The sequence below is a fragment of the Segetibacter sp. genome (assembly GCF_025963695.1).
In the GTDB taxonomy this organism is placed as follows: domain Bacteria; phylum Bacteroidota; class Bacteroidia; order Chitinophagales; family Chitinophagaceae; genus Segetibacter.
Window position 1 is genome coordinate 48,805 of sequence record NZ_JAOQAH010000030.1, and the last position, 19,246, is coordinate 68,050.

General features: G+C 38.5%; 15 protein-coding genes. 4 read left to right on the forward strand and 11 right to left on the reverse strand.

All coding sequences use genetic code 11. The features are described 5' to 3' along the window. Window positions 1-54: 54 nt before the first annotated feature. From JWR87_RS04560 to JWR87_RS04580, 5 genes are all read right to left on the reverse strand, one after another. Window positions 55-2,871 carry a PAS domain-containing protein gene (locus tag JWR87_RS04560; protein ID WP_297816131.1) on the reverse strand — a complete coding sequence of 939 codons (2,817 nt, stop codon included), beginning with the start codon at window positions 2,869-2,871 and terminating at the stop codon, window positions 55-57. Window positions 2,872-3,646: 775 nt separating this feature from the next. Beyond that, entirely contained in the window at window positions 3,647-5,458 is a 1,812-nt protein-coding gene (locus JWR87_RS04565; RefSeq protein ID WP_297816133.1) for a glycoside hydrolase family 13 protein, read from the reverse strand. A gap of 171 nt (window positions 5,459-5,629) precedes the next feature. Next, on the reverse strand, window positions 5,630-6,232 hold the full coding sequence (locus tag JWR87_RS04570; RefSeq protein WP_297816135.1) for a pseudouridine synthase: 603 nt from the start codon (window positions 6,230-6,232) through the stop codon (window positions 5,630-5,632). Between the two features lie 346 nt (window positions 6,233-6,578). Continuing rightward, window positions 6,579-7,667 carry an endonuclease/exonuclease/phosphatase family protein gene (locus tag JWR87_RS04575; RefSeq protein WP_297816137.1) on the reverse strand — a complete coding sequence of 363 codons (1,089 nt, stop codon included), beginning with the start codon at window positions 7,665-7,667 and terminating at the stop codon, window positions 6,579-6,581. A gap of 342 nt (window positions 7,668-8,009) precedes the next feature. Further along, on the reverse strand, window positions 8,010-8,867 hold the full coding sequence (locus tag JWR87_RS04580; RefSeq protein ID WP_018615655.1) for an RNA polymerase sigma factor RpoD/SigA: 858 nt from the start codon (window positions 8,865-8,867) through the stop codon (window positions 8,010-8,012). 338 nt (window positions 8,868-9,205) lie between these two features. Here JWR87_RS04580 and ltaE point away from each other — a divergent pair, with 338 nt between their 5' ends. Continuing rightward, window positions 9,206-10,219, forward strand: a complete 1,014-nt coding sequence (ltaE, locus tag JWR87_RS04585; RefSeq protein WP_297816139.1) for a low-specificity L-threonine aldolase — start codon at window positions 9,206-9,208, stop codon at window positions 10,217-10,219. A 39-nt stretch (window positions 10,220-10,258) separates the two neighbouring features. Further along, entirely contained in the window at window positions 10,259-11,917 is a 1,659-nt protein-coding gene (gene pgi, locus JWR87_RS04590) for a glucose-6-phosphate isomerase (protein WP_297816141.1), read from the forward strand. 256 nt (window positions 11,918-12,173) lie between these two features. Here the strand turns inward: pgi and JWR87_RS04595 are convergent, their stop codons facing one another. Further along, window positions 12,174-13,337 carry a prolipoprotein diacylglyceryl transferase family protein gene (locus JWR87_RS04595; protein WP_297816143.1) on the reverse strand — a complete coding sequence of 388 codons (1,164 nt, stop codon included), beginning with the start codon at window positions 13,335-13,337 and terminating at the stop codon, window positions 12,174-12,176. Window positions 13,338-13,695: 358 nt separating this feature from the next. Beyond that, a complete protein-coding gene (locus tag JWR87_RS04600) occupies window positions 13,696-14,109 on the reverse strand; it encodes a BrxA/BrxB family bacilliredoxin (RefSeq protein ID WP_297816146.1) in 414 nt (137 codons plus the stop codon). Window positions 14,110-14,330: 221 nt separating this feature from the next. On the opposite strand from JWR87_RS04600, the gene JWR87_RS04605 reads away from it, so the two are divergent. Then, a complete protein-coding gene (locus JWR87_RS04605; protein ID WP_297816148.1) occupies window positions 14,331-14,762 on the forward strand; it encodes an Hsp20/alpha crystallin family protein in 432 nt (143 codons plus the stop codon). 176 nt (window positions 14,763-14,938) lie between these two features. Next, the gene (locus JWR87_RS04610; RefSeq protein WP_297816149.1) at window positions 14,939-15,802 is read left to right on the forward strand and encodes a TraB/GumN family protein; all 864 of its coding nucleotides are present in this window, start codon (window positions 14,939-14,941) and stop codon (window positions 15,800-15,802) included. Window positions 15,803-16,333: 531 nt separating this feature from the next. Here the strand turns inward: JWR87_RS04610 and JWR87_RS04615 are convergent. From JWR87_RS04615 to rplT, 4 genes are all read right to left on the reverse strand, one after another. Beyond that, entirely contained in the window at window positions 16,334-16,786 is a 453-nt protein-coding gene (locus JWR87_RS04615; protein ID WP_297816152.1) for a nuclear transport factor 2 family protein, read from the reverse strand. A 23-nt stretch (window positions 16,787-16,809) separates the two neighbouring features. Beyond that, window positions 16,810-17,115: a hypothetical protein gene (locus tag JWR87_RS04620; RefSeq protein WP_297816153.1), complete on the reverse strand. Its 306-nt coding sequence runs from the start codon at window positions 17,113-17,115 to the stop codon at window positions 16,810-16,812. A 299-nt stretch (window positions 17,116-17,414) separates the two neighbouring features. Next, entirely contained in the window at window positions 17,415-18,812 is a 1,398-nt protein-coding gene (locus tag JWR87_RS04625; RefSeq protein ID WP_297816155.1) for an arginine decarboxylase, read from the reverse strand. Between the two features lie 135 nt (window positions 18,813-18,947). Beyond that, on the reverse strand, window positions 18,948-19,244 hold the full coding sequence (gene rplT / locus JWR87_RS04630; protein WP_297816157.1) for a 50S ribosomal protein L20: 297 nt from the start codon (window positions 19,242-19,244) through the stop codon (window positions 18,948-18,950). Window positions 19,245-19,246: the final 2 nt, after the last annotated feature.

Sequence of the window (19,246 nt, forward strand, 5' to 3'; positions counted from 1 at the left end):
AATTAGTCTGGATAAAATATATTTTCAGAGATAAGCGCAGACTGCTTTACCTGTTTATTCAATTGGTAAAAATATTTTGAAAGTTGCTCCCTGCCCCGGTTCGCTCTCCGCTTTGATAAATCCTTTATGATTTTCGATTACCTTTCTTACAATGGCGAGACCAATGCCGGTGCCTTCATACTCTGCCTTTCCATGTAGTCTTTGAAACATTTTAAAGATCTTATCTGCGTAAGCTTGTTCAAAACCTATCCCATTATCAGAAACTTTAAGCAGGTTATACAGCTTCTCCGGAGAAACATTGTGAAGATCATCGCCTTGAATGTCTTCTCCCTTTACTACCGATGAGGTAATGTGGATTTCAGGACGGATGTCGGGTCGGCTAAACTTAAGAGCGTTTGTAATAAGATTCTGAAATACTTGTTGTATCTGCCTTCTATGTCCGGTTATTACAGGCAGCGGGCCAACTATTACCCGGGCATTTTTTTCCGCTACAATCACTTCAAGATCCTCTAAAACCAGGGCTACTTTTTTATCGAGGTTAATTTCTTCGAAATTGGTATTTCCGTTTGAGGTGTGCGAAAATTCTAAAAGATCATTAATAAGTAGCTGCATGCGTTCAGTGGCTTTCTCCATCCGCTGAAAGTAGTGTTGATCCTTTTCCAACAGTCTTACTCCCAGGTTATTTTTCAACCTTTCAGAAAAAGTGCGGATCTTCCTGATAGGTTCTTTAAGGTCGTGCGAAGCTGCATATGCGAAATCCTCCAGATTCGCATTGGATCGTTTAAGTTCCTGGATCGTACGTTCCAGCTCAAGCTGGGATTGCTTGTTTACAGTAACATCGGTGAATATGTGAATGAGGTGATTTTCGTCCATCCGGGAAATAGTGAGTTCAAGCCATTTATTAATTGCCCCAAGGTGATGTTGAATGATAGTAGGCTCACCCGACGCTAACGTGTTTAAGCAAGCGCGTCCATACGGGGAACTAAAAATATCAGGATCAAGATCACGGGCTCTTTGATTCAAATAAATGTCTTTAGGAATACCTACATATTTTACTGCTGACTCATTGGCAAGAATTGTTCTGGCATCATATACCCTACCTTCTTCATCCCTGATCATTTCACTCACCGAAATACCATTGGACGAGTTTGTTAAAATATTATCTAACAAACTTTTCTGGCTTTCAAGATCCCTGGTACGCTCTACTACCCTTTCTTCTAACAAATCGGTATTCTTCTTCTGATCATCAATGTCTGTGCAGGTGCCATACCATTTATAAATATTGCCGCCGTCATCTTTTAATGGCAATGCCCTTCCAAGAAACCAGCGATATTGGCCATCAAATCGTTTAAAACGATATTCGATTTCGTAAGGATCGCCTGTTTTCAGACTGTGCCTCCAAACCTCCCAGGCCTTTTCCTGGTCATCGGGGTGCAAAACTGCGTTCCATCCAGTATCTTTTGATTGTTCATAAGTTAAGCCTGTGTAATCGTACCATCGCTTGTTATAAAACTCGTGATAGCCATCCGCTTTTGTTGACCAGATTATCTGGGGCATAAAGTCTGTTACGAACTTAAATTCCTTATTGCTCTCCTCTACCTTCATTCTCGCCAGCACCTGCTCGGTAACTTCCGTTGCAACCACCATGATGCCTACATTCCCTCCATTTTCCTGCACCGGCGTAAAAGCGAGTTTGAAGTACCGCTCTTCCATTAAAGTATCTCGCATCAGGGGAACAAGACGCTCGTAATCAAAGTACGGTTCTCCCGTTTTATATACTCTACGGAAAATATCAATGACGGGTTGGCCCTTTAGTTCGGGAAGAACGTTTAGCAGTGGTTTTCCAATAATCTCGCTGGTCTTATCAATCAGCGCCAGCATACTTTGATTAACGGTATCAAAGATTAAATCTTCCCCTTTAAAAATCAGCATTGCCACAGGAGCAGTATTGATGATATTACGGAAGTTTTTATCTTTTTGGATTAACAGTTCTTCCGTCTTCTTCCTGTCGGTAATATCCTGCATTGACCCAAGCATCCGGTACGGCTTGCCATCCTGGTTGTGCAAAATATATCCTCTATCCAGTACCCTTGCGTAGCTGCCATCCTTTCTACCGAAGCGGTATTCTGCCAACCATTGGCTACCACCCTTGTCTATTACGTCGTGTATGCTTTGAATTACCCACTCCCGGTCTTCCGGATGAAGCCCTATGTACCAGGAATCTATAGTAGGATAAATCTCTTCTTGTGCGTAACCAAAAAGTTCTTTAAATCCCTCGTTCCACCACATCTTATTAGTCAAAAGGTTCCAATCCCAAACCGCATCATGGGTAGCTTTGGCGATAAGTTCAAATCGTTCTTTAGCTTCGAATATGTCTCGCGATTGTTCTTTTAAGCGCCTGTCCAATTCCCGGTTTAGCTGTTGCAATTCTTCAAGTTCTTCCGGGCTAATAACCAAAGGGTCTGAAGCGGCGGGTTTACGAAATTCTACCTGGCCACTCTCGTGAACCAGGGTTTCGACTGTTGAAAGTAATTCCACCAGCTCATCCGAAATTAGCTCCATCTCATCCAGTCCTACCCTGGCTTCGGCTACCTTGCCAGTCTTATACAAATCAACCAATTTTCTTGCAACCGTATGAAGGGTAGTGTGCACTTGCTCCAACTTGTGCATTTCAGGAATGTTTGCATAAGCACTTAGGGCATGTCCGTAAATCCATTGCCCAACTGCACAATCGTAGTGAGAAATTACAGGAGCTGCGTCCAGGTCAGCTCCATAAAGAATAGAGCGCAATCTTGTTTTAAACAGAAGGTGCTTTACACGCGCCTGCTCAAAATCAAATTTAATCCAACGTCCCTCCTGTTCTTTGTGCATATTATTTTGGTCAATTCGGTTTAAGCCGCATCTAAATTAGACCGAAAGTATGGATTGATAAAAATTAAGGATTTCCATTTAAGAGAGTAGCAGAATTAATTGAAGGGTGAAGTGAATATTCCGTAAAGGAGAGATTTTTATTTAGTTAAAAAGTTCCTTATTTAACCTAGCCTTTTAACAGCTTCCTCCCACAAATTGCAGATGAAGTTCTGTTGCGACCATCTTGTAAATAATACTTTGATTGTTAGTTCCGATTCATTTCTTGTTTTCGCAATCATGTAATTTCTTCTTGCCAAGCGCGTCTTTATTTGTTGTTTTTTTAGTTTGGCTTTTATATCCATTTGATAATAGTCGTAAATAATTTTTAAACTTCTTTTTAAAGTATTAGTACTTCGTAAATCTACTATTAAGATTTGAGATTCAAAATGGAAGTTTACGACCTGATGGATACACATTGGAGGAATTTAATTAAAGAAAAAAGCATTGATTGAACCAGAGATGTACTTATTACTTCCGAACTGCTCGCCCATGCCCGCAAAAATGCTTTTTTGTCTTACCTAATATCAGTGCTTCTTATTCTTCTTATCTAAAATATTTTTTATGTTAACAGCTTCAGCACTTTGGTCTGGCATCGTTGTGTCACTCACTTGGACTGTTGAAGTCCACTTCGGCAACTAGCATTTCAGGTGTCCCTAACCGGTGCTGAGAGAGGTGAGCCCCGGCCGCAAAACAGCTATGCCAAATCGTATTGCTATTGATACCGAACAGTCAATTTCTATTTGTTACTCAACACTACTATATCCATAGGTTTTAGTATCACTTGCTTTGCAATGGCTTGTGTGAATACATTTTTAAATGCTCCCTTATTCAAAACTGCATGAGTAAAAGGTATAGCCTCATCACTTCTGTTTACTAATACAATCACTTCCTCGTTATTGTATTTCCGGCTGAAGGCATATAACTGCCTCGCATCATCTTTTACCACGGTAGTATAATTTCCAAGCTTAATAGATTTAAATTCTTGTCGAAGCCGTATAAATTTTTTGTACCACTCAAATAAATCTTTGTTGAAAACGACCTCATCCGGCTCATGCTTACTTTGGTTGGGGTTATACATCTCTGCATCATATTTCATTTCGGGCCAAACCATTGGTTTACGACAATCAGGATCGTTGGCACCCCACATACCCATCTCATCGCCATAAAAAAACATCGGTGAACCTAAGTACAGCATTTGAAAAGCTACTATTAACTTCTGCTTTTGCACCTGTGCAGTAGTGGGTTTGCGGGCATTGTAATTTCTATTGTTGCTCTTCTGGCTCCAGTTAAAATATTTCCCCCAATTACCCATTTTCTCTCCGTCAGGATTGGCTACAGCACTTGCAAGCCGTGTTGCATCGTGGCTGTTCATCAGGTTTTGCATATTCAAAGCAACCCCTTCTCCAAAAGCCTCCCTCAATTCTTTAAGTCTTGTATCAAATTGCGTAACTGTTATAGCACTTGTATCCTGAACAAAGAAGTCGTGCATGATAAAAGCAAAGTTGTAATTCATAGTGGCATCAAATTCATCGCCACTTAGGTACGGCCTCGTTTTCTCAACCGGGTCAACTAACTCTGCAGTCATATATGCCTGGGAATTAATACTACGTACCCATCGGCGCCAGTCTTTCCAGAAAGGGTGCCCAACGTTATAGGCAACATCAAGGCGCCAGCCATCAATACCGGCTGCAGCACCTCTATTCATAGGGTTCATCCAACGTTTGGTAGCATTGAAAATATATTCTTTAGGTCCTGCAACAATACCGGTACTATCTTCTTTTAACTCCGGCAATGTTTTTACCCCAAACCATCCCTTGTATTGAAACGTTGTTCCCTTCGCGGTGTCGCGCCAGCTATCTACCATAAACCAGTCTTTGTACGGCGAAGCCTGCTGGTTCTTTTCAACATCCTGAAATGCAAAGTTTTTAATGCCGAGGTGGTTAAATACACCATCAAAGATGATGTACATCTTCCGTTTGTGTACCTCCTCTATCAGCTTCAGAGCAAGTAAATCCGCTTTCGTCCACACCCATGAGGCAGTGTTTAACGGATTCTCCTTTGCTATCAATTTTTTATCACCTTCCGGGTCCGGACCAAAAGTAGGGTCTACGTGATGATAAGTTAATGCATCATATTTATGAGACGATGGAGACCAAAAAACGGGCGTCATGTAAATGGCATTAACACCAATCGATTTAATATAATCAAGCTTGTTAATTACACCTTGCAAATCGCCGCCATAGCGACGCCTTTGAATGTTGTAATAAATATCCTTACCGTTTTTCTGTTCATAAGGCTGCAGTTGATACCAATCACTTGTCCATGGATGGACTTGAAAAGGCGAGGTATCATCAAAAGGATAAGCACCATTTTGATCTGTTACTTTAGGATCATTTGTTGGATCACCATTACTAAAACGTTCGGGGAAGATCTGGTACCAAACTACACCTTTGCTCCAGCGAGGCGTAAAATCTGTTTGAGCCAAGGTTAACATTGAACTGAATAATAAAGTTGCTAATACCAGGGGAGCTATTAAAATCTTTTTCATACGTAGCAAAAATAATATGGAGACTGGTTAAAGTAAATCAGTTTTCTACCATTGTTACATTTCGGCAGCACCTTAAACAAAATGGAAAATAAGAACAGTATTTCCTAATTTCTATATTCATGGCAAATCCTGCAATTAAGTATAATCATCCCACCAATGCTGTGACCCCAATTACTTCTCTATTTTCAGCAGCCTGAAAAATTCCTCTTCCCCAATTTCTTTTACTTCACCTGGCTGCAGGTCACCTAATAAGATATCTTCAATTGCAACCCGTACCAATCGCTTGCATCTGTGTCCGACCGCAGCAACCATTTTTCGTACCTGGTGATACTTTCCTTCTATTAAAGTCATCATCAACCAGGCGGAGGCTGTGTACTCAACTTGGTATGCTGGTAATGTAATGTAATCAGAAGGATTTAAAACTACCTCCACCGCTTCTGGTACTGCCGTATAGTAACTTCCTCCCTTTACCTGTATCGAAACACCGCTGCGAAGTTTCTCCAACGTTTCTTGTGTTACAATATGTTTTACCAGCACCAGGTATTTCCGCTGATGGCTAACCTTGCCTTGGAAAAGCTTCTTTGTAATTGTTTTATTCGTCGTTAGCAATAGCAAACCTTCTGATTGATTGTCTAATCTTCCTATTGCATGTGTGCCTTCGGGAAATTCAAAATTTATATCTCCTAATAAAACTACATCGTGGCTGCTTTTAAACTGCGAAACCATATTGCAGGGCTTATAAAGGATGAAGTACCGATGCGAAATTTCGTTCATAATTTAACTGTAATCTACTATAGGAATTCAAGATAAATGCCTGCCTTATTGCGTACCAACATGCTACCGTTCTCGTCGTTATTTTTTCTTTAGTTACTGTCTTTTTATTCTTCCGGGAAAGTAACAAATGCTTGAAAGAGTGGAAAAGGATTATTCGGTACACCAAGATTTGCCAGATGAATGGACTGTGGAAAAAACGAATAATAGTAGTGTAAAGATGCGTCTTACAATTAAGTTTTTTTGCTACTTTCCAGATAAACGACGTAAAGCGAGAGATGGTAATACTAAAAGAAGTTAAAATGGAAACAGCAATTAATAAGCTTTTAAGAAAAAAAGCTCGTTACTGCTAATAAGCCAGCGTAACTGCCACCGGGTAGTGATCGGATAATTGCCGACGGATAACACGATAATCTGTAACCTCAAAGAATGGTTTTACCATGACATAATCAATTTGAAAATCAGGTAACCCGCCATTAAAAGTTACCCTGTAACCCCTTCCCTTTTCGCGAAAAGCATTTTTCATTTCCCGCATGGTATAATTAACCGCATATGAAGAAGGCGTATCGTTAAAATCACCCGCAATGATAATTGGATACTCGCAAGAACTTGCGTGCTCTTTAACCATTTTCACCTGTTTACTTCTATTTCTGTAAGCGAAAGAAAACTTATCCTTGACTTTAAAAAGAAATTTAAATTTGCCTATTATATCTGCGTTTCGCCATTCTTCATACTCGTACGGCTGAAAACCAAACGATTGAAAATGCACATTATAAACCCTTATAATTTTACCATTTGTGTTAATGTCGGTAAAAATTGCCTGGTTACCACCTGACGTTTCCGAAAAAAGAATAAACCCGGTATTGACAATAGGAAATTTTGAAAGCGTTGCAATGGATTCCGTAGGAAAAACATTGGGATCGTTTGGACCATCATAATAGTAAGACGCCTTAAGAATAATTTTAAGAGAGTCTAGTGTATTTAAGCCGACTCCCCTATTGTTTTGAAAATCCTGCATACAAAGTATATCTGGTTGTTCCCCCTGGATCAGCTGTAGTATTGAACCCTGTACACTTGTCTCTATATCATTAGCATCTGTAAACATGTGTACGTTATAAGTCATAAACTTAAGTTTATTGCCGCCCTGCTTTACATCAGAGGGAAAGAAATTCGCCCCAAATGAATTCAGAAAAATATTTATTGTAAATAACGCAGGGATAAGAAAGAGTATTGAAGATATATTTCTTTTAATAAGTATATAAAGAACAAACAGTGCAAGATGCAGTAATAGGAGGAATGGATATATTAAGCCAAAAAAGGCAATAAAATCAAAATTTGCAGGATCTACATAAGGAGCGGCAGCGGCAGCAATAAGTGCAACGGAGGTCACGATTATCGAAAACCCTATTAAACTACTAAATACCTTTTTAACTATCATTAACTTCTTCTTCCTAGTGTTTATAAAAGCTTAACTAATCCAGAATTTAGGGTAAGATTAAAAAGCAGTGCAAAATTATTTAAAGCACTACCAATAAGACAATAAAAAAGGTAACGATAGTTGCAAAATAAGAAAGTATTGAAAGCGTCTTCAGCGTTATTGAAAATCTAGCTGCAATATATAAGATAAAAATCTTAACTCCTCTAGGTTTGTAGCGCTCTTGTGGGGGAACGTTTAGCGCAGTAACGCCCTTAGAACTTCTATCCTCATAATGCTAACTCTCCCTTAAAAAAAAACCACTTCTTTTAGGAAGTGGCCTTTTTAAAAAATTAGTAATGAAATTTAGCCCAAATAAGCTTTCAGAGCATTACTATAACGTGCTTTTTGTAGGCGCTTAATAGCTCTTTCTTTAATTTGCCTGATACGCTCTTTCGTTAAATCGTATTTCTGGCCAATCTGCTCGATGGTAACACCGTTCTCTCCGTCTAGGCCAAAATATGCGTTTACAATTTCTGCTTCCCTTGGTGAAAGTGATTTGAGTACTCTACGAATTTCCTCTCTCAAACTATCCTTCATTACGTCATCGTCTGTATCATCTCCACCTTCTAATAAATCACCCATTGCCACATCTTCTGCTTCGTGTACCGGAGCATCTAAGGATGTATGACGTGTATTGCTTTGAAATATATTATTAATCTCAGTTTCGCTCATCTCAAGAATGTCCGCTAGCTCTTCTGTACTAGGTTCCCTCTCATGCTCCTGCTCAAAAGCCATATAGGCTTTGTTTGCTTTGTTGTATGTGCCGATTTTATTTTGAGGCAAACGAACGAGACGTCCTTGTTCAGCTAATGCCTGTAATATAGATTGGCGGATCCACCAAACGGCGTAAGAAATAAACTTGAAACCTTTAGTCTCATCAAAACGTTGTGCTGCTTTAATTAAACCTAAATTTCCTTCATTTATCAAATCACTTAAAGATAACCCCTGGTGTTGATACTGCTTGGCCACTGACACCACAAAACGCAGGTTGGCGGTGGTTAATCTTTCAAGAGCCCTTTGATCACCCATTTTAATCTTTTGGGCCAAAATGGTCTCCTCTTCAGGAGTAATCATAGGTATTTTAGAAATCTCCTGAAGGTATTTTTCAACCGCTTGGGAGTCTCGGTTTGTAATCTGTGTCGCAATTTTGAGTTGCCTCATGCTGTAGTATATTTAAAAATTATAACGCCTTAAAGACCGCTGTAGTTCATTTATTAGTATAATAGACGTCTGCAAGTGCGGCGAAGTTACGTGTCGGCATCCGTTTTTACCAGTATTTGTGGAAAAAGGCACCTGTTTTGTCTATAAATTAACCTGATGTCAGCTTTTCTTTAGCTAAATTTTTGTTTTTTATAATATGGTTACACTTACTTTGAAAAAGTTAATCTATATCTCTGCACTTAGTACATTGGGTGTTGATTATGTTACTATAAAATATTCTTCAAAAAGCATACCCTTAGATCTCACAATAACTTCTTATTCTCTTAATTTCGCGGCTTATGATTGACTACAGGTCCGACACCTTTACCAAACCGTCCCCGCAAATGTTAGAGGCGATGTTTAAAGCGGAAGTTGGTGACGATGTGTATGGAGAAGACAGCACTGTAAACAAACTCGAAGGAATATCGGCAGATATGTTTGGAATGGAGGCCGCTATTTTTTGTCCAAGCGGCACTATGACAAACCAGATTGCAATAAAATGCCATACGGTGCCAGGGGATGAAGTGATATGTGACCATGTATCTCACGTGTATATTTACGAGGGAGGTGGTATAGCCCTAAATTCTGCCAGTTCTGTCCGCCCTGTTTTAGGTAACAGCGGAAGACTTACAGCAGAGCAGGTACTTGACTCAATTAACCCTGATGATATACATAAACCCCGAACTAGTCTTGTTAGCCTTGAAAATACGGCAAACCGTGGAGGGGGAAGCTGCTACGCGTTGGGAGAGCTAGAGAAAATTAAAGAAGTTTGTGCGAAAAACAAGCTGGCCTTACACCTGGATGGAGCGCGTTTGTTTAATGCGATGGTTGCAAAAGGAGAAAAGCCAAAAGACCATGGAAAAATTTTCGATAGTATTTCCATTTGCCTAAGTAAAGGTTTAGGCACACCAGTAGGAAGTGTTTTACTTGGAACCAAAGATTTAATTAAAAGAGCAAGAAGAATAAGAAAAGTTTTTGGTGGAGGGATGAGACAGGCAGGATATCTTGCTGCTGCAGGAATTTATGCGCTCGAAAACAACATAAACCGCCTTGAAGAGGATCATCAAAATGCGCAGAAGATAGCTAATGCACTTGCGAAAAAAGACTTTATTGGCGCTATCCTACCCGTAGAAACAAACATTATTATTTTTGAAGTAAGTGGAAGACTTAGCCCCGTTGGCTTTGCAGAAAAGATGGCCGAAAATAATATAAAGGTCACGGTTATTTCTAAAACCCAGGTGAGAATTGTTTTACATTTGGATGTAACAGGGGATATGGTATTGAAAACAATAAAGGTGATTGATCAACTATAAGCAGTAGTCTTTTAAACATAGAAAAACACAGGCAAAATAATGCTTCCCAAAAATAATCCAACTAATACGCAGGCATGGCTTCTCTTAAAACGACATTACGATGAAGAAATGCAGCGCACACATCTTCGAAAATTATTTACTGCAGACCCTGACCGTTTTAAGAAATTTTCTATTTCGTTCAATAATATTTTATTTGACTACTCCAAAAATATTATCAACAATAAAACACTTCAATTATTATTTCAAATTGCCGAAGAGTGCCAGGTAAAAGATGGCATACAGGCAATGTTTAACGGTGAAAAGATAAATGAGACGGAAAACAGAGCTGTTTTACATGTAGCCCTTCGAAATTTTTCAGACAGACCTTATCATTCAGAAGGGCAAAATGTAATGCCCGATGTTGAAAAAGTACGGGCGCATATGAAGTCTTTTACAGAAAAAGTGCATTCGGGCGAGTGGAAGGGATACACAGGAAAACCTATAAAATATATAGTAAATATTGGCATCGGGGGAAGCGATCTCGGACCGGTAATGGTGACCGAAGCTCTAAAACCCTATTGGAAAGAAGGAATTCAGCCGCATTTTGTTAGTAACGTAGATGGAACGCATATAGCCGAGACACTAAAGAAAATAACTCCGGATGAAACATTGTTTCTCGTTGCCTCAAAAACGTTTACTACACAGGAGACGATGACAAATGCACGTACGGCAAGAGATTGGTTTATGAAATCAGCCGGAGATGAAGCACATGTAGCGAAGCACTTTATTGCCTTAAGCACGAATGAAAAAGAAGTGGTTTCTTTTGGAATTGCACCGGAGAACATGTTTGTTTTTTGGGATTGGGTTGGAGGAAGATATTCACTATGGAGCGCTATAGGACTGTCTATTGCATTAACTATAGGGTACGAAAACTTCGAAGAACTCCTAAAAGGAGCGTTCGAGGTTGATGAACATTTTAGAACAGAAAAGTTTGCAACCAATATACCAGTTATAATGGCGCTTATTGGAGTATGGTACACTAACTTTTTTGGAGCACAAAGCGAAGCAATACTTCCGTACGATCAATATATGCACCGATTTGCTGCATACTTTCAGCAGGGAAATATGGAAAGCAATGGTAAAAGCGTTGACAGAAACGCTTATGAAGTAAACTATTCTACGGGCCCGGTTATTTGGGGTGAAGCCGGTACAAACGGGCAACACGCTTTTTATCAACTGATCCACCAGGGTACTTTAATTATCCCATGTGACTTCATTGCTCCAGCAATTAGCCATAACCCTATCGGCGATCATCATATAAAGCTGTTAAGCAATTTTTTTGCGCAGACAGAAGCAATGATGAATGGAAAGACAGAAGAAGAAGTAACAGCTGAATTGGTAAAAGCAGGTAAATCAAAAGAAGAAATAAAGAAACTACTAAAGTTTAAAACTTTTAAGGGAAACAAACCAACCAACTCTTTTCTAATTAAAGAAATTACCCCGCGAACGTTGGGTAGTTTAATAGCAATGTATGAACATAAGATTTTTGTTCAGGGCATTTTATGGAACATTTTCAGCTTCGATCAATGGGGCGTTGAGTTGGGAAAACAACTTGCTAATAAAATACTTCCTGAACTGGAAAACCTGGATGAAGTAAAAGGTCACGATTCATCAACAAATGGATTGATTAATCATTTTAAAAATATCAGAACAGCCTAAGCAATATATTTTGTAGCGGACAATCGCGAATAGTAATTGGAGTTCTCACGTATAATTCTAAACTATTCTTCGAGCTTCAGTCACAGTCTTCCTTTTTTTGCAAGCTTTATTACAGCCCCTTGCCCGATGCATTTGGAAACTGTTAATTAAAAAAATGCCAGAAAAGCTAAATAGTAGTACAACCGATGAACGGACTGCGACGCAAGAATGTTAAATCGGAGCTATTTAGCTTGCTACAAAAATAATAAAGCAACCATTATAAGGTTCTACGAAGCTGTCTATTGTTTCTGCGGGTGAATACTACCAGTAAGACAATACCACTAATAATAAGAAAAGCAGCTATTAGCTCAGCTTGAGTAGGGCTAATACCCCAGAAATGATATTTGGTATTTACTCTTATTAACTCAATGCAGAACCTTTCGATGCCATTTACAATTAAATAAATGGCAGCTAAAACACCGGGTGTTTTAATTCTTTTGCGGATACTCCAAAGGAAACCGAATAATAAAAGACAAGCAATAATTTCATACAAAGGTGTCGGAAAAACGGCCTGCGGCAGTTCTGCGCAGTACTGGCCAACACAACCTGGAATATGAACGCCTTCGCTAATCACGTTATGAGGATAAGTATAAGCCCAAGCCCAGTCTGGTAGCCAGGAAAAAGGTTTTGGATGAGTGTTTACAATTCCCCAATCGCCATCACCCGCCACCTGGCAACCAATACGACCCAGTCCATAAGCCAACATCATTGCGGGCGCAAATGTATCAGCCACATGTATTGCGTTCATATTGTTCTTTCGGCAATACCTCCAGATAGCGATAGTAGCGCAGATTAAACCACCGTAAAAAGTTAACCCGCTAAATGAAATAAGAGAACCTATCGGATCCCTAATTAAATCGTTTATATTCTCAAGATTATGGAAAATTTTAGCGCCTAAAAAACCGAAAATAAAGGCATAGATAACCATGTCACCTACCCTTTCGTGGGGCCATATTTTTATGGTTCTTTCCTCAGGTTTTGCAAGTTTAGTCTTGTTTTTTTCCTGCCATTTTAAAAAAGCAAATAGAAGGGCCATTAAAATTCCGGCTCCCCAACTACCCTGACCTGAAAGAATATAAGTTTGAGTATCTACTAATGCTTCACGATCTAAGAAAGCGCCAATCAACTTAAAACCCATTACAAAACCCAGAATAAAATTTATTAAAAGTTCACCAACCGAGGCGGGTTTACCTACGACCACTTTTTCTTCTTTATAGGTAAGTAACCCTTCCTTCGTTTTTCTTCTTAGCTCGGCAGTTAAAACAAATGCAGTTGCGATAAAAGACAGGGCAACAAAAAAACCAAAAGAGTTTATGAGTTTAAGACCGGTCCATTCTACTCCAAACAAATCTTTAAAAGCGTAGTATAAATTAGGATACATTGATAATTATTCTGGTGCGCAAAAGTATGAATTGCAATGTTAATGAGAAGTTTGCATTAATGAAGACACATGCCGGAAAGAATTGGAACACCGATGACAAGGATTGGACTGATGAGCACAAATGTTTCTGCTTCTTTTGGTAATAAATTTACTGATGAGTTTTAGTACCTGTTTTTCTATAAAACGCAAAACTTTTATCTTCCTAAATCTATCAACCTCCTTTAAATTCGCGCTATCTGTGTTCCAGTTATTTCTGTAAAAAAAACCTCCCCCATTGAAATGGAGGAGGATATTTACTAACCCATCCGCGGCAAAGGCAATTAAGCCAGGATGAAAATTTACATATCTTTAATTGCGTTTAGCAATGTTCTTCAAAAGCGGCAATAAGGTTACGTGCAATCATTTGAGCCGGACGACCTTCTATCATGTGTCTTTCAATAAAATGAACCAGTTCACCGTTTTTAAATAATGCAATAGCTGGTGAAGATGGAGGATAAGGCAATAAATGCTCACGAACTCTTTGAATGGCAGCAGTATCGAAACCGGCAAAACTTGTGGTCAGGTTTTCAGGTTTCTTAGTAGAATTTGCAACAGCCATTAAAACACCGGGGCGCGCCGAACCTGCACTGCAACCGCAAACGCTATTAATCATCAATAAAGTTGTTCCTTCTTTACTTACATACTCATCCACAAGTTCAGGTGTATCTAAATCTTCAAAGCCATTATCGGTAAGCTCGGCTTTCATTGGTAATACTATTTCTTCTGGATACATTTATTTTAATTTAGATGTGACTTATAATTTATCAGGCAACAAAAATACGTAGAAATGCAATTAATATTCAAAAAAGGAATGTTAATGGCAATTGTGTCAGTAAAATCAGAAGAAACAAGACTATATGGCAGCAAAAATATAATTTCCTGACTTTTACACTGATTTCTTTGAAAGGAACGGCGTTTGATCTAGCTGTACCAAACAAATAAAAAATAAAAACTATGATACTTACAAAAACTTATCCCGCAAGCAACAGCTTAAACAAAGTATTTGACGAGTTGTTCAGTACTTTCCCGGCAACCCGGGGAAACGACGTTTGGACTAATACATCAGCTCCGGTAAACATTAACGAAACAGAAAATGGTTACGATCTTCAGTTCAACGTTCCCGGAAGAAACAAAGAAGATTTTAAAATTAATGTAGAGAACAAATTACTTACAGTTAGCCACGAAAAGAAAGAAGAGGCTGAAGTAAAAGAATTTAAACCTGTAAGAAGAGAGTGGGCTTTCCAGAACTTCAAACGTTCGTTTACACTTGATGAAAAAATTAATGCAGACAAAATAGAGGCGAAGTATGAGAACGGCATTTTAAACGTTTTTCTTCCTAAAAAAGAAGAAGTTAAAAATGCTCCAAAACAAATTTCCATACAATAATCTATTAAACCTTTTTTTAAAAAAGCAGTTTAACTACTGATTAATAAAGATTGTTTCATAGCAGTTGGTTTTGGTTTTGTGAAACCCGGTGTTTTTACGCCGGGTTTGTTTTTTTATAATATTTTCACTCCCACAATTTCAGCAAATCGCAGTTGTACTCACATTTAGATAAAATCATGCAAAAAACCACCCTGATCATATTATCGTTCTTAACCTCCTTCCTCTCTTCTACCGCCCAAATACCTAAAGAAAAAACTTTACTTTGGAAGGTTTCTGGCAAAGGAATTACAGCCCCTTCATACCTTTTTGGCACTATCCATCTGATGTGCTCCGGCGAAATGAAAATGCCACAGATTGTAAAAGAAAAGTTTAATACTGCCCGCGAACTATACCTTGAAGTTGACATAGACGATCCGAACATGATGAAAGAAATGATGGAGGGAATGCAAATGAAAGATTCTTCGACATTAGAAAATTTGATGGGAAGTAAATTTGAAAGCGTAAGTGCCATTTTCAAAAACTCCACAGGCATGCCTTTAAAAATGCTTAATACAGCAAAGCCTATGCTGGTGATGTCTATGATTTATCCTTCTTTACTAGGTTGCGCACCTGTTAGTTGGGAAAGTGTTTTTCAAACAATGGCTAAAGAAAAATCGATAGCAATAAAAGGCCTTGAAAAGGTGCGGGACCAGATTGATGTTTTCGACAAAATTCCATACAAAGTACAATCCGACATGTTGCTGAAAACACTCCTAAATATGGATAGCGCTAAAATTGAATTTCACGAAATGCTGGACGTTTATAAAAAGAAAGACATCCATCAAATGAATATATTAACTACCAAAGAAGAAGACTTCGGCCCATACACTGACATTCTTTTAAGTAATCGCAATCGTAATTGGATACCGGTTATAGGTGAAGAAGCTAAAAAACGTGCTACTTTCTTTGCTTTTGGTGCAGGGCATTTGGGTGGAGAAACCGGTGTTATAAACTTATTGAGAAAAGCAGGATTTACGGTAACCCCGGTATTTTATCAATAACGTTTAATCAATATTTTTCGTTTGTTTACCAACATTTGTTTTCATAGCAACATTGTTGTGTCACTCACTGCAACGCTAAATCTTCCTTCAACTATTTTCATAATTTCTCAAATCAACTATATATCCGTTACTTACGCCATCACATAAAACCCGTGGCTGTTTTCGCATAAGTAGATTTCGTTATAGTAATGCGCCCCGTATTGCTGTAATAGTGCAAAAGGTAAATTCTTAGTATCGCCAGCCCGTGGTTTTTGTCGTGGTCTTGTTGTCTTCAACAATTCATTTAACCGCCACTTCAATTTTTACAGCGAACTCAATCAAAACGATTGAATGAAAATCATCATTAAAACACCGTCATTTTATTTATAGGCAATTGGGCGCAATCAGCTACCTGGCAGGCAAAATTAAAACACTTTGTAAAGCTTAAAAAGCAGGGCAATAAAATGCAGACTTTTCACTCTTGATTATCTAAAAACACTTCTCGTCTTTTATTTTCATCGTATTCAAAAATACCAGTTCCTCATACTCGTCTTAAATACAATTATCCTTTCTCCTTGTGTCAATTAGATATTGAATTTTCCATTCGCCATTTATTCTTACCAAATGGAAAGAGTTTACGCCGCAGTGGCTAAAACTTCCTTTATAATAAAATTGATAGGGAGTCCATACAATTGCCAGGTCAGCATCAACTTTTACCATGTTAAAAGTTATTCGTTCATCTGCATCGCCTTTAGGCATGCCTGCGATCTGTTTCGCAAAATCACGAACATCTTCATTTCTTATTGAAACTTTTCCTTCTTTGGTTTTAGCTACGGTTTGCAAAATGGCACTGTCGGTAAAACATTGCGTAAGCATAAGACTATCTCCTGCCTTCATTGCCGTAAACAGTTTGCCTACTACCATTTTAACCGAATCAGTTGGAGTTTGACTGAATCCAAGAATGCTGCATAACAGGCACCCAGCAACAAAAAAGCACGTTTTCATATTTTCAATTTTGGAAGAATCTTCTATACTAAAGCCTTTCCTTCAAATTCCAATCCCCTGTCATTTTTGTCCAACGCCTGTTTTAGTTCCACTAGCTCTGCTTGTGGTGCAGCCGGTAATGCGTAATGCGTCGAAATAGTAAGAAAGGCACTCATGAACGCAGTGGTATTATCTTCTAAGGTTGAAAACATAGAACCCAGGTATTCATAATACGCCTTTCCTTCCCGCACGTGTTGTTTTAAAAAAACATAGAGCCTGCCTCCTACTATATCAATTGAGTTGTTTAATTCATAGACATATTGAATTTTGCCCAAAATTTCAACCATCATAATCATCAATAATTTCAAGGTTAATAATAAAATACTGCAGCTGTTATAAGCAAAAGCTACGCCGACACAAAGTGTAATAAAAGCTCCCCAAAAGATTTGCGGTTGAACCGAGCGTGGCAACGATGCTACTTTACTTTGCTACAGTTGATACCCAAAAATAAAAACCTCAAAAAGTACAATTGATTAAGAATTAGAAGAAATTTCGGACTTTTAAAAAAAAGCCTGCAAATAATTGCTGTAGCGTGATAACTAAAAAAGCCACCAACAATGGCGGCTTTTTTAATAGAATTTTATGAGGCTTACATATACCCTAATATCTTCAACATACTCTGGGCAGTCTGTTCTTTAGCATACACCCAATCTTTTAGCTTACCGTCTTTATCATGCCCGACAATAATGTGTTTTGGACTTGGGATTAAACAGTGCTTAATACCTCCGTAGCCGCTGATCTGGTCCTGGTAAGCGCCGGTATGAAAGAAGCCAACATACAAAGGTTCTTCGCCAGCCAGCTTCGGCAGGAATACTTCGTTTATATGCTCTTCACTATCGTAATAGTCGTGACTATCGCAGGTGAGACCGCCTAACACTACACGGTGATATTCTTCGTCCCATTTGTTTATCGGCAGCATCAGGAACTTCTCGCCTATTCCCCAGGTATCAGGCAACGTGGTGATGAACGACGAATCAATCATGTACCAGTTCTCCCTGTCATTCTGCACTTTTTGACCTAAAACGCTGTAAATGTGCGCCATGCTCTCACCAACGGTAAAACTTCCAAACTCGGTAAAAATATTTGGCATCGGCACTTTGGCATTTTTACAGGCCTTTTTAATATTACCAACAATCTCATTGATCATGAACTGGTAATCGTAATCGAAACCCAACGAATGTTTAATAGGAAACCCACCACCAATGTTAATGCTGTCAAGTTCAGGACAGATCTTTTTCAACTGGCAGTAAAGGTTAATCACCTTATTCAATTCACTCCAATAGTATATATCATCCTTTATGCCTTTATTCAGAAAGATATGAAGCATTTTAAGCGTGAATTTATCTTCATAACCTTCTATGTGATCAACATAAAATTCCAAAATATCCTTTGGCCTGATTCCTAAACGGGAGGTATAAAAAGGAAACGATGGCTCTTCCTCAGCAGCTACACGAATACCCAGCTTAAAAGGAACCTTTACTGATTTTCTATATGCATCCAACTCTTCCACATTATCCAAAACGGGAAACACATTTTTAAAACCTGTGTTCAATAGGTTGGCAATACGCTTCGTATAGTTCTTTTGCTTGTATCCGTTGCAAATGATAAATGTATCTTTTGTGATCTTTTTTCTTTGATATAGCTTTTTAACTATTTCGATATCATAGGCATAAGACGTCTCAAGGTGAATGTCGTGCTTTAATGTCTCCTCAACTACGAAGGAAAAGTGAGAGCTTTTTGTGCAATAGCAATAATTATAGGCACCTTCGTACTTATGCTTCTTAATAGCATTAGCAAACATCTGTTTGGCTTTATTAATCTGCATACCAATCTTAGGTAGATAGGTTAACTTTAGCGGAGTACCGTACTTGTCAATCAGGGCTTTGATGTCAAGGTTATTGTATTGCAGATAGTTGTTTTCTAAATGAAATCCTTCCTGTGGAAAGTGGAAGGTTTGCTTCACCAGGTCGGTGTAAGAATTATTCATTGATATATATAGGTCCTTCTTTTAATTAGATAAAACAGAATAATTGGGCAAAATTAATTGATTGCAGTATAATAAAAATAAAAAACCGGAAGCGAAAGTGCCCCCGGTAGTTAAAATTATTCTCCGTATTGTCAATTACTTTACTGAAGCAACCAAAGCTGTAAAAGAAGCTGGTTCGTTCATAGCGATGTCAGCTAAAACTTTACGATTAAGATCAATTCCTTTAACAGATAAAGCATTGATAAATTCGCTATAAGTCATTCCCTCTGCTCTAACAGCAGCGTTGATACGTGCGATCCATAAAGTCCGGTATTCACGCTTTTTAAGTTTACGGCCTACATAACTGTAAGTCATACCCTTTTCAACAATATTTTTCGCTACGGTATATACATTTTTACGTTTACCATAGTAGCCTTTAGCCTGGTCAAGAATTT

Coding starts and splice junctions, on each gene's coding strand:
- JWR87_RS04560 (WP_297816131.1), bottom strand. CDS start 2,871: ATGCACAAAGAACAGGAGGGACGTTGGATTAAATTTGATTTTGAGCAG.
- JWR87_RS04565 (WP_297816133.1), bottom strand. CDS start 5,458: ATGAAAAAGATTTTAATAGCTCCCCTGGTATTAGCAACTTTATTATTC.
- JWR87_RS04570 (WP_297816135.1), bottom strand. CDS start 6,232: ATGAACGAAATTTCGCATCGGTACTTCATCCTTTATAAGCCCTGCAAT.
- JWR87_RS04575 (WP_297816137.1), bottom strand. CDS start 7,667: ATGATAGTTAAAAAGGTATTTAGTAGTTTAATAGGGTTTTCGATAATC.
- JWR87_RS04580 (WP_018615655.1), bottom strand. CDS start 8,867: ATGAGGCAACTCAAAATTGCGACACAGATTACAAACCGAGACTCCCAA.
- ltaE (WP_297816139.1), top strand. CDS start 9,206: ATGATTGACTACAGGTCCGACACCTTTACCAAACCGTCCCCGCAAATG.
- pgi (WP_297816141.1), top strand. CDS start 10,259: ATGCTTCCCAAAAATAATCCAACTAATACGCAGGCATGGCTTCTCTTA.
- JWR87_RS04595 (WP_297816143.1), bottom strand. CDS start 13,337: ATGTATCCTAATTTATACTACGCTTTTAAAGATTTGTTTGGAGTAGAA.
- JWR87_RS04600 (WP_297816146.1), bottom strand. CDS start 14,109: ATGTATCCAGAAGAAATAGTATTACCAATGAAAGCCGAGCTTACCGAT.
- JWR87_RS04605 (WP_297816148.1), top strand. CDS start 14,331: ATGATACTTACAAAAACTTATCCCGCAAGCAACAGCTTAAACAAAGTA.
- JWR87_RS04610 (WP_297816149.1), top strand. CDS start 14,939: ATGCAAAAAACCACCCTGATCATATTATCGTTCTTAACCTCCTTCCTC.
- JWR87_RS04615 (WP_297816152.1), bottom strand. CDS start 16,786: ATGAAAACGTGCTTTTTTGTTGCTGGGTGCCTGTTATGCAGCATTCTT.
- JWR87_RS04620 (WP_297816153.1), bottom strand. CDS start 17,115: ATGATGGTTGAAATTTTGGGCAAAATTCAATATGTCTATGAATTAAAC.
- JWR87_RS04625 (WP_297816155.1), bottom strand. CDS start 18,812: ATGAATAATTCTTACACCGACCTGGTGAAGCAAACCTTCCACTTTCCA.